Origin of the sequence: Oscillibacter sp., assembly GCF_031978065.1 — a bacterium.
In the GTDB taxonomy this organism is placed as follows: domain Bacteria; phylum Bacillota; class Clostridia; order Oscillospirales; family Oscillospiraceae; genus Oscillibacter.
On sequence record NZ_DALZCH010000034.1, the window covers coordinates 17,301 to 28,596 of the forward strand.

Sequence of the window (11,296 nt, forward strand, 5' to 3'; positions counted from 1 at the left end):
GGATCAAAGATAGATCGATTCAACTCAATCATCTCCTGCTTTCAAACTAAATATCTGCCGGGTACTTTAGTACCCAAACACTATTATAGCCTTTATTTTAAAACTTATGATTTCAAGGGCCTGTTAATAAAAACCAATTTATGCGGGATCAGGCACCATGGTTACCATGCTCAAAAGCGCGTAAAGCGGTGAAAAAGAGCGGTGACGATGTCTTTGAGAGGATCCATACAAGCATTACGCCGGAAATTGAGAAAGAATGCCGCCCGGGGAAGCCCCGGGCGGCGTTTAATTGTAAAACCGACCGTCATAATTCCTCCGCCAACCGGCATACGGATATGAAATGCAGGAGAGAGGAAAGGCGGCGGTCATTCTGTATCAGGCAATCTTAGGCGCGATCCTGACCGGTATTTTCACCGCTCTGGAATCCAGCGTCAACTCTCAACTGGCCAAGCAGCTCACGCCCAGCATTGCAACGCTGCACAGTCTTGTTACGGGGGCTGTCTTCATGGCCGTTATCAGCATTCTCAGAGGCTCTTATATCCGCTATATCCGAGTCCTTCACGTAAGCCCGGTCTTGCTGATCGGAGGACTTTTCGGTGCCATGATTATCTATTTATCCTCAAAATCCATCCCGGTGTTGGGTGTATCTAAAACACTCACGCTGATCCTGGCCGCACAGATCCTCACAGGGGTCGTAATTGATATGCTGTTCAATCACATTCGTATCGATCTTTATAAAATATGCGGCATCCTGTTCCTGCTGCTGGGAGCCAATCTGGTGGTTCGGTGAAAGCCACCGTTAGCGCGCTGCTTGTCAGTAGAGCGCCAGCGAGGCTTCGGCTTCGTTTTTCAGTTCTGCAATCAATTCTCTGACGGGGACAATTTTTTTTACCCGGTGCACATTGCTGCCCACAAAAATCAGCCCGTCATCCACCTTGCCCGTCACCGCATTGATCAGGGCCTTTGAGATACAGTATGGCGCCACCTTGGGATTGCAGCCCTTCAAACAGCTGAAGCAGCCCTTGATATCGTCCCCGCATTTGGTCACTCTCTTAATGAATGCGTTGTTCAGCGCCCTGCCCGGCATTCCCACCGGGCTTTTAATGATCACAATGTCCTCTTCTCTGGCGCTGAGATAGGCTTCCTTATAGGCGCGATCCGCATCGCATTCGTCGGTCGCCACAAAACGGGTTGCCATCTGAACTCCGTCTGCCCCATCTCGGATACATTCGGCAATATCGGAGCCGTTAAAGATTCCGCCGCCCGCAATCACGGGGATATGCCTTTTAAATTTCTCTCCGAATGGCTTCACCGTTTCGAGCACTTCTTTCAGCGTATCAAGCAGCTTTGGCTTCTCCGGCCCCGCCAGAATTTCGGGAGAATACCCTAAATGCCCACCGGCCTCCGTTCCCTCTACCACGACCATATCTGCGGTTGTGTTAAAATGCCGATCCCAATATTTTAAAATGATTTCTGCGGCCTTACCCGAGGATACAATAGGCGCGATCCTGGTTTTAGACCCCTTCACGATTTCTGGAAGCTTCAGCGGGAGTCCCGCCCCGGAAACTATCAGATCAATCCCCTCATCGACCGCAGCTTTTGCCAACTCCGAATATTGATTCATTGCCACAAGTAGATTTAGTCCAATAATTCCCTTTGGAGCCAACTTTCTGGCTTTTCGGATCTCGCTCACCAGACCACGCGAATTAGCCTCGGACGTATGAGTGGAAAAGTCTGGCTCCCGATATCCGACGTTCACGCCGGAAATCATCCCGATCCCGCCTTCATTTGCCACCGCTGCCGCAAGTCGGGCTCCGGACACACCAATGCCCATGGCGCCTTGTACAATGGGCACCGCCGCAGTGAGCCCGTTTAATTTGATTTGGGGAAGATTCATCCTGCACCTCACTTTATATGAATGAAATGAGTATATACTTTTTTCGCTTTTTCTGCAATGCATAAATATCTAAAAACAGGTAAAATGATTTGCGATATTTTGTAATACGTTTATATATATTTTATAAAAACATGGGAGAGCTGAAACAAGGCGTTCCAAACACTCTGCGAAAATTTTTTCTTCTGCGTTTATCATGGAAAAGCCTGAATTTATTGCTCTTTTCCAAATGATTTTGGACAGAAGAAGCAATTTGTCAATTAATCGGGAGGTAAGGAAAAACTTTGGGCTATTCGGTCTAAAATGCGGTGGGAGTATGTGGAGATTGGCAGATGCTGCGATTGACCGCCATTTGACCAATTAAATGCTGACACAGCTTCATTCTAGTTGGTGTTAATTGAGAAACAGAAGCTACGAATGCGTTGGTACACAAGGCGTTTTGAGACTTATTAGCACTGACTAACACTTGGACTCCATAAAGGTGAAGGATATGATCCTGAAGGAGGCGCTGGAGGAAAAGCGGCAGCAGGATGCGAATGCTATCAAGGGTTTTAAGGGTTAAGGAAGATTGCTAAGTCTGGAGTAACCTGTAAATTTGACCATTAATTGACCAGTTCTACGTTCAATCTAAATGAACCAAGGCGGTATTCCCTGATACAAAAAGGGAATATCGCCTTGGTTTTTGCTTTTTTTACTTTGACCGAAGGAGAGAGGGGAAGAGATAACACTCACACCAAAAGTCGAACTTATTGATTATTTGGGAGATTGTGGTATACTATAAAAATGGAATAAAATGATTAGACGTTTTAGTAATTTTGAACGTATCAATAGCGTTTAATAGCAATTACACGAAGTTCATCTGGCGTTAGGTCATAGCAAAACGATATAAGAAATGATACTGATTCGTGTTTCAAAAATCTAGTTTTCGGGATGTCGTGTGAGCTTCCTTTTGGGTGCAGGTTTTTCTGCAGATCTTCTGGGAACTCTTGATAACAATGAAATCGTATTTGAAGCACTACGAAAATATCAGGCTATCGATGAGGTAGAAAAGAAAAAGTGTACTATTCTATCCGCATATCTATACTGGTCATTCTTTTCAAGGTGCATATTTCCGATCGTAGATAAAGTATTTATATATTCACATGACTTTGATGTTTATACGCAACTCGGAGCCATTCTGTATCGAATTTTTTCAGAGAGAAGTAATTCCGCATTGGATCGTCAGTTTAACATATTCACAACCAACTATGATCCGATTATTGAAACAATGTTTGACCACTCAAGATGGATTTACAATGATGGGTTTAAAGGGCGGATTAAGCCAGTATTTTCAACTGACAATTACACAAAGTCGTACTATCGTCAAGCAGTATTCTCTAATAGAAAAGCTGAGATACCTTCCCTTAACCTAATTAAATTGCATGACTCTATAACTTGGGCGTGGGATATAATAGAGGGTAATGTGGAATATCAGCCCTATAACGTTACAATTAGAGATTTTGAAAAGAAATACACCATTTTATTTAATACTGATACATTTAGAAACCATTGAACGACACTTTACTGCAAATACGCCCGCTGAAGCAGAACAGCTTGTTTAAATAGTTCAAGGGTTACATGTCATTGCAAAACTAAATATTACGTTAAATAGAAAGGAAGCAAATCATTATGAAAAAGCTAAAACTTAATGAAAATTTCGGCAAGACTGTTATAACACACGGTTATGAACTTGATCCAACAGAACAATATTGTTTTTGCTTGGAAGATGAATTTGAGCAGCAGCAAAGCATCGCATCTGCCGTTATGACAATGGGTCTCCCGGCACTTAACGATTATCATAAGTGGCTTAAAGATAACGGCTTTAATGTCGATATGCCAAATCCAACAAACAATTTTGTAGAACCCTATTTTGGCGCAAAACCATTATGGACTACAGATTTGTCGCAAGGGATAGTCGTAAAAGACGAGAATGACGATGATTATTATATCGTTATGGAGTGCAGTAGGCTAAACACTGGTTTTAAGTATACACAAATTATTCTGACGTTAGGTGGCTGTATTTAACAATTAAGCAGTCCATTTCCATATGCAAGCCGAAGATCATGAACTATAAGCTGTTCAGGGAGGGTGACATAATGGCAAAAAATACACTGGATGAAACGAGAGAAATAAAAGTCCTGATTTCTCAAATACGCGCATTTTGCGAAACAATACAGGACATTTTACACAACGCCCATACGGCGGAGATTGGAAGATATTCAAGCTATAAAGACATGGCATGTATATATAACGATTTTGCAGAACAAGTAAAGCATGTTCTGAAAGTTTCTTCGATGATATACACTTTTAATATTGCTGATATACCTGGTTATGGAAACGCTGTATGGGGCGTTGAAAAGAAAATCCTTGAGCAGGTGCTTATCAGTGCAAAAATGCTGTTAGCCAGTGTTGAAGGAAGTATTGATTTTGTTGACGATGAGTTCGACAATATTGAAAACTTTTTTTCTTCCCGCCTTCGCACAGTCATATTTAATAAGCCAGATAAAGAAGTTGAAGTTCAAAATGCTATAGAATCACTATTGTTAGGTCGCGGACTGAGCAAAGGAACTGATTACGACAGAGAATCTGGTAAGTTTGAATTCTCCGGAAAAGAGTACATTCCAGACTTCATTATTTCAAAGTTGAATCTGTGTATTGAGGTAAAACTTTTGCGAGACGGCAGAAAATCAAAGATGATTGAAGAAATAAGTGCAGACATTACCGCCTATCAAAAGATTTATCAACGCCAGCTTTACATTGTGTATGATTTGGGTGTTATCCAGAATGAAGCAGAATTCAAAGGTGATATTGAAAAATTTGAGGGTGTAAGAGTAATTATAATTAAGCACTAAAATACAAAATAATTTGGTGAGTGAACTTCTCATTATGTTACTAAGGGCAAGCCCTGAGTATTCTTCTGGACTTAACATAAACAATACGCAACTGGCTATCAACTAGGGTCTACAAAAACCAAAATCAATAGGGAGGGTTTATTATGGGAATGTGCGTATGCAGTGGTGCAATGCTTCAGTGCACTTTTGGATCGGCTTCATCTACGTTTATGGTACTTCCGTCCAATACCACAGCTATCTCTACCTCCATGGCAATCGCGAATGTGATGGACAATAAACCCATGGCGAACATACTTCCTTTTGGCATGTGCAGTTCCCTTGCCAATCCCACTGTTACTGCGGCCACGACAGCGGCGAGGGGAATGCTTACACCGATGCCCTGTGTCCCCGCCATAGCTGGGCCATGGGTGCCTGGCTCTACTACCATGCTCATTGGCGGATTGCCTGCACTGAACGATTCCTCAAAATGTATGTGCCCCTGGGGCGGGATAATCAGCATCATTCACCCTGGACAGATTCCAGTTGAAGTCCCGTAATAAGGCAGACTGAAAAATATGCTTTAAAAAGTCCGGATTCAATAATATTGCGGTTTTTTTACTATCCAATCATTAATTTAGGAAGGACAGTGTCAGAGTGTGTTTTTTAGCCCCTCTTACATAGAAACTGTGCAATTCGATGTCAGAAGTGAACTGCGCGAAATGTTTAAACGGAGGCATGCTAAAGATTATTTATATTTGGCGTGGAACGACAAATTGGAGCTTATGGAATGGAGGTGTAGCTTTGGAGAGGGTCAAACGTTTGGATCGCTACCAAAAGGGAGTCCTGCTTCTTATGATCGCCGTGGTTCTTGCGTTTACAGTGATCTATCCCATGACTATCGCCCGAGAGGGCTTTGCATATGAGAATGCCATCCTTATCCCAGCTCAGGAAAATGGCAATACTGTATATTCCGGCAAGATTCAGGGAAAGCAGGCTAGCTTTACAGTGTATACAGATAAAACGGTGGAGTTCCAATACGGCGATAAAATCTACGGTCCCTATACCGCCAAGGAGGACCCGACCGCCATCCCGAAAGATAGTGAGATGGGAGAGTATATGACTGGCGTAGAGCTTCGTCAGGGAGAAAAAACTCTATTTCGTGGAGGCATCTTGGATCAGGGAGAATACCGATGGCTATACAACGAGGATGGGAGTATTGAAAACATAGCTTTTTCGGTGACGACAAGCAATGGAATTGCAATGGACGAAAACGGGAATGTAATTGACCCAATGGAGCCGACCGCTTCTGCCATACTTGGTTTGTTGAATAGCCCTGAGCTGACGCATAAAGGTGCATGGCTTGCATGGTTCGGAGGTGTATTTGTCTGCATTGTCACAGCGATTTCTATTTTGTTTGTAGATGAGCTGTTCCGTTGGAATTTAGCCTTCCAAATTCGCAATGTAGACCGGGTGGAACCATCTGAGTGGGAAATTGCAGGTCGGTATATCACATGGACTGTGCTACCAATTGTGGCAATGATACTCTTTGTCATGGGCCTTCAATAACTCAATTTCAGTTTGTCGTGAAGATTATGAGCACAACAGGAAACACAAAATGGATTTTGGGCTTCCCAGTATGTTTATTCGAAATCAAATCAGCTTCGTTGTCCACTCCTCCACGTTCCACACCTGTGTGACCAGATCGCTGTAAAACTCCGGTTCGTGGCTCACCAGCAGCATGGTACCCTTGTAATCACGGATGGCGTCCCGCAGAGCTTCCTTCGCGTCCACATCTAGATGGTTGGTGGGTTCGTCCAGCACCAGCAGATTCATGGGGCGCAGCATCAGCTTGCACAGCCGAACCTTCGCGTTCTCGCCACCAGAGAGCACCCGCATCTGCGTGGTAATATGCTCGGTGGTCAGGCCGCAGCGCGCCAGCGCGCCCCGCACCTCACCGTTGCTCATTTTGGGGAACTCCTGCCAGATCTCCACCAGCGCCGTGTTGTCGTTGCCCCGCTCCTCCTGCTCGAAGTATCCCACATCGGCAAACTGCCCTAGCTCCACCGTACCGGACACCGGCGGAATCAGGCCCAGCAGAGTTTTCAGCAGCGTGGATTTTCCCAGACCGTTGACCCCGCGGAGGGCGATTTCCTGGTTGCGCTCCACCGTCACATCCACGGGACGGGTCAGCGGCTCACTGTAACCCAGCACCAGTTGCTTGGCTACGATGACCTCGCGGCTAGGGGTACGGGCAGGAGTGAAAGAGAAGACAGGCTTGGGCTTGTCCTTTCCCAGTTCAATGACATCCATCTTGTCCAGCCGCTTCTGCCGGCTCCGGGCCAGCGTGGCGGTGGCGGCACGGGCCTTATTGCGGGCCACAAAGTCCTCCAGCTGGGCAATCTCCTTCTGCTGCTTTACATACGCCTGTTCCATCTGATGGCTTTTGATGTCATAGAGTGCCTGAAACTGCTCATAGTTGCCGGAGTAGCGGGTCAGCACGGTGTTCTCCACATGATAGATCACGTTGACCACATCGTTGAGGAACGGAGTATCGTGGGATACCAGAATGAAGGCGTTTTCGTAGTTCTGCAGGAACCGTTTCAGCCACGCGATGTGGTTCTCATCCAGAAAGTTAGTTGGCTCGTCCAGAATCAGGATCATCGGGTTTTCCAGCAGCAGCTTCGTCAAAAGCACCTTTGCCCGCTGACCACCGGACAACTCGCTGACATCCCGTTCCAGTCCGATGTCCCCCAGCCCCAGACCGTTGGCATACTCCTCAATGCGGGAATCTATCACGTAGAAACCGGACTGCTCCAGAATCTCCTGAATTTCGCCCACATCCTCCATCAGCTTCTCCAGCGCATCACCTTCGCACTCGCCCATCCGGTCATAATTTGCCAGCAGATCCTGCTCCAGCTTGTACATGGGTGCAAAGGCGGAGCGGAGAATATCGCGGATGGTCTTTCCTTTCTCCAGTACGCTGAACTGATCCAGATACCCTGTTGTGATGTGGTTACACCACTCCACTGTTCCCTCGTCTGGCATCCGCTTGCCGGTGATGATGTCTAAAAAGGTGGTCTTTCCCTCGCCGTTTGCGCCCACAAGGCCGATATGCTCGCCTTTGAGCAAGCGAAAGGACGCGTCTTTTAAAATCTGTCTGGCCCCGAAGCCGTGACTGACATGATTGACTGTCAAGATACTCATGTTTGTTTCCTCAATTTCCTCTCACAGATTGCATGGTTTTATTATCTTAACGGGATTTTGCGCAAAATGCAACCGCGCATAGGGCAGTCCTCAAAATCTTCTGTCCCCACCGCCTCTTTTTTCGCAATATAATACTTCCAGTCTACCGTGCTTCGTGTTATGTTTAATAGCCATGATGTTCAGTTGAACATCATGGCTAAGGGGTTGGCGCTGACGGCAGCATGGAGCTGGTTGTCATCGACATGGGTATAGATTTCTGTTGTGGCAATGCTTTCATGCCCGAGAATTTGCTGCAGTGATCTAATATCCACATGCCCATACTTGTACATAAGAGTTGCAGATGTGTGACGGAGCTTGTGTGTGGACAAGCCTTCTGGGTTGATGCCTGAAGCCACAATATGATTCTTTACGACGTTTTGAATGGACCGCGTAGTGAGTCACTGATGGTTCCGAGAAATGAATAGTGCGTTGGTATCTACGCTCATTAACTGACGAAGAGGAAGCCATTTAGATAGCGCTTGTTTCACCGCCGGCGTCATATAGATTTTTCGTTCTTTATTGCCCTTTCCGATGACAGACAGCACATCGCTATTAACCTGTTCGACATTGAGTGCTGCCAATTCAGAAAGTCGTAAAGCGCAGTTTAAAAAAATAGTGATGATACAGTTATCCCGCACAGAGCTGGAACTGGACTCAATCAAAAGTCGCACCGACTCTTCTAAGGTCATACAGCGAACGATGCGCTTGGGCAGCTTTGGTGTTTCCAATTCTTCGGCAATGTTATTATCTATGATATGTGCCTTGAATTTAAGATACTTCCAAAATTGCCGGATTGAGACGATCTTTCTGCATCGTGTGCCAGGCGAATTATGGAGTATTTCCTGATGATATACAATGAAGCCGTACATATCGGTTAATTGGATAGAGTGGATAAAATCCTCATCCGCAAACTGAAGACAGGGGGCCGGAATACCCCTTTGAACTGCAACATACCGAAAGAATTGAAGCAAATCCATTCTGTACTCGAGAATTGTATTTTGACTGCGTCCCTTGATTGTAAGGAGATAAGCCAGGTATTGCTCCAGAATGGGACAAGTTTTATTCGACTGCATATTATCACCCCTATGCGAAGTATTGACAGGGGTAAGCAAGTACATACAGATGATAGCAATACTACGAATTTCACCAGGTTGTTTGATATGTAAATAATGCACCGTCAAATATATTGTTGGTAGTAATATAAAATCAGGAGGAATTAGGAATGAGCGAGCTTGAAAGGGAACGCCAGGACATACTAGCATTGTGTGAGCAAGCAAAACGAAAAGACCATGATATCCAATGTAATTCGTGTCACCCAATAATTAAAAAAATGGCTCAGAGTATATCGTCTAGAATTAGCAATATCAATAGATACTGCTCCCCGAAATCTTACAACATATTTTTTAATGGTAAAATTGCAGTTGGTAAATCCACTGCAATTTGTACGCTTTTAAGTTTAATCGATACTAAAAATAAAAATTTAAATATTCCATTAAGTGATGTTGTCTTACTAAAGACAGGTACAGGTCGTATAACTGTTTGTGAAACAAAAATTATACCCAGATCGGCAAAGAGTGTTATCATTATTGAGCCTGTGTTGCGTGAAGATTTTGAAGCGTATCTTACGCAATTTTCTCAGTGGCTAAGCGGTGGCTCAACTGATATTTCACAGGAGCATATACGCCTAATTAAAAATATGGCAGGAATACCGCAAAAATTTAAGTCACCAGATGATTTAATGGAAAATTACAGTGAATTAAAAATTAATCCTTTAGAGTATTTGAAGGAAAAAATTAATTACAACAATAGAACAAAGTTGCTATATGAAAAAGGCGAAATTGATTTCGAAGCGTGGATAAAAAACACTTTTGAAAAAATTAATGATGGTCAATTTAGCGATTCACCTATGCCTAAACGCATTACAGTTCAAATCAACAATGATGATTATCAGTTGGATTTGCCCGAATATATTTCCTCAATTATTGATACACGAGGTGTCGATTTAGGTGAGCGAGCTGATATTCAAGACTATATGGCACAAGAAGATAGTATATCTTTTATGTGTGATAAGGTAAACGATCTTGGAAGTAATGAGTCGGTAATGTCAATTCTTCAGCAAGTCTTAATTAAGGAAAATAAAGACACGAGATTGCGAGTTGGATTTGTATGTCTTTCTGAAAATGGTGAGTTGGAAAATATTACAGATTGCGATACTCGTGAAGAAGGCATGTCAGAAAAAAAGGAACAATTGCGAAAAAAATTGTGTGAAAGAGAAGTTTCTTTGGACACAAAAAACATAATTTTTTATGAATCCGCAAAGGGATTTACTTTTGATGATAAGCGCATTGTGTCATTTGAAAAAGATATCGCAAGAAAAGAAAGGGACAACTTTTTCGATGAAGTAGACAAGTTAATTGGACGGATGTATTTTAACTATCGACAAGAACTTCTTACTGCGCTTGAAACTCTTAGTGGGCTAGAGCAAGGTATTATCACAGACAGTATTTTAAAGAAATTTCGAGAGAGCAAAAATGCCGTGAGCAGACATAAAAGCAGTATTTCAGTGAGAGATGATGCAATTACATCAAAGTTCAAGGATGCAATTATGACGACATACCACTCCTCCTTGAGAGGTGCAGTGAACCATAACGGATCTGGCTGGACTGCAGATGTTTACGCATCTTTTAAAAAATGTGGAGGCCAAGAGTTTGCAGATAATTGCAAAGAACTAAAAGGTAAGTTGGTAGCCACTATAGAGCAAATCTTTATTAATTCTTCGGATCTTGAGAGACTTTGCCTTGAAAGCATCATTCAAAAGATTGATGATTTATATTCTGAGTACTACACCAAAGCAAGAAACTCATCTTTTGAGATAGCCCAAAGCGGGTTATACAATGATTTATCGTGGAGTAACCCTAAAAGATATTGGGGCGATGGGTTAGGGCAATATAATGCTCGGGTTTGTTCTGATATACTTGCTGAAATCAAGCAAAAAAAAGTTAATGAAAAATTGCTTCAATTGAAATTGGAAAACAGTTTTTTTGGTTGCATTGATGATTTCTTAAATATTGTCTAGTGGGGCATACTTTCCAAATTTTATGCACCTCTTGCATTACTCGTGGACGTTGCATTATCCCTAAAATCTATTGTTTGACGGTTGACCTGAGCTGCGCAGTTTGTTTATACAGTACAAGCCCAAGAGGTACACCCCTTGGACTTGCCAACAGCAAATAGTGTCCTGGTCAAGCATTTTTGTAACACCACTGTCTAATTTAGTCTAATGAATTCC

10 protein-coding genes and 1 pseudogene are annotated in these 11,296 nt (G+C 43.4%); 7 read left to right on the forward strand and 4 right to left on the reverse strand.

Annotated features, from left to right (window positions below):
• Nucleotides 1-170: 170 nt before the first annotated feature.
• On the reverse strand, nucleotides 171-308 hold the full coding sequence (locus RTK01_RS07020; RefSeq protein WP_312280289.1) for a hypothetical protein: 138 nt from the start codon (nucleotides 306-308) through the stop codon (nucleotides 171-173).
• A 32-nt stretch (nucleotides 309-340) separates the two neighbouring features.
• On the opposite strand from RTK01_RS07020, the gene RTK01_RS07025 reads away from it, so the two are divergent.
• Complete coding sequence (locus tag RTK01_RS07025) at nucleotides 341-790, forward strand: DMT family transporter (protein ID WP_312280290.1); 450 nt, start codon at nucleotides 341-343, stop codon at nucleotides 788-790.
• Between the two features lie 24 nt (nucleotides 791-814).
• Here RTK01_RS07025 and RTK01_RS07030 read toward each other — a convergent pair whose 3' ends face one another.
• Entirely contained in the window at nucleotides 815-1,897 is a 1,083-nt protein-coding gene (locus RTK01_RS07030; RefSeq protein WP_312280291.1) for a nitronate monooxygenase, read from the reverse strand.
• Nucleotides 1,898-2,831: 934 nt separating this feature from the next.
• Between RTK01_RS07030 and RTK01_RS07035 the strand changes: the two genes are divergently transcribed.
• The 5 genes from RTK01_RS07035 (at nucleotide 2,832) to RTK01_RS07055 (ending at nucleotide 6,330) form a co-directional block, all read left to right on the forward strand.
• The gene (locus RTK01_RS07035) at nucleotides 2,832-3,446 is read left to right on the forward strand and encodes a hypothetical protein (RefSeq protein WP_312280292.1); all 615 of its coding nucleotides are present in this window, start codon (nucleotides 2,832-2,834) and stop codon (nucleotides 3,444-3,446) included.
• A gap of 116 nt (nucleotides 3,447-3,562) precedes the next feature.
• Nucleotides 3,563-3,958, forward strand: a complete 396-nt coding sequence (locus RTK01_RS07040) for a hypothetical protein (RefSeq protein ID WP_312280293.1) — start codon at nucleotides 3,563-3,565, stop codon at nucleotides 3,956-3,958.
• A gap of 71 nt (nucleotides 3,959-4,029) precedes the next feature.
• Nucleotides 4,030-4,785: a hypothetical protein gene (locus RTK01_RS07045; protein ID WP_312280294.1), complete on the forward strand. Its 756-nt coding sequence runs from the start codon at nucleotides 4,030-4,032 to the stop codon at nucleotides 4,783-4,785.
• Nucleotides 4,786-4,994: 209 nt separating this feature from the next.
• Complete coding sequence (locus tag RTK01_RS07050) at nucleotides 4,995-5,321, forward strand: DUF4280 domain-containing protein (protein ID WP_312280300.1); 327 nt, start codon at nucleotides 4,995-4,997, stop codon at nucleotides 5,319-5,321.
• Between the two features lie 178 nt (nucleotides 5,322-5,499).
• A complete protein-coding gene (locus RTK01_RS07055) occupies nucleotides 5,500-6,330 on the forward strand; it encodes a hypothetical protein (protein WP_312280295.1) in 831 nt (276 codons plus the stop codon).
• A gap of 84 nt (nucleotides 6,331-6,414) precedes the next feature.
• Here RTK01_RS07055 and RTK01_RS07060 read toward each other — a convergent pair whose 3' ends face one another.
• Nucleotides 6,415-7,968 carry an ABC-F family ATP-binding cassette domain-containing protein gene (locus RTK01_RS07060; RefSeq protein ID WP_312280296.1) on the reverse strand — a complete coding sequence of 518 codons (1,554 nt, stop codon included), beginning with the start codon at nucleotides 7,966-7,968 and terminating at the stop codon, nucleotides 6,415-6,417.
• 179 nt (nucleotides 7,969-8,147) lie between these two features.
• Nucleotides 8,148-9,269 (reverse strand): annotated as a pseudogene (locus tag RTK01_RS07065) (tyrosine recombinase XerC).
• On the opposite strand from RTK01_RS07065, the gene RTK01_RS07070 reads away from it, so the two are divergent.
• Nucleotides 9,230-11,083, forward strand: coding sequence for a hypothetical protein (locus RTK01_RS07070; RefSeq protein ID WP_312280297.1), 1,854 nt, complete (start codon nucleotides 9,230-9,232; stop codon nucleotides 11,081-11,083). The pseudogene RTK01_RS07065 and the gene RTK01_RS07070 sit on opposite strands and share 40 nt — an antisense overlap.
• Nucleotides 11,084-11,296 lie beyond the last annotated feature (213 nt).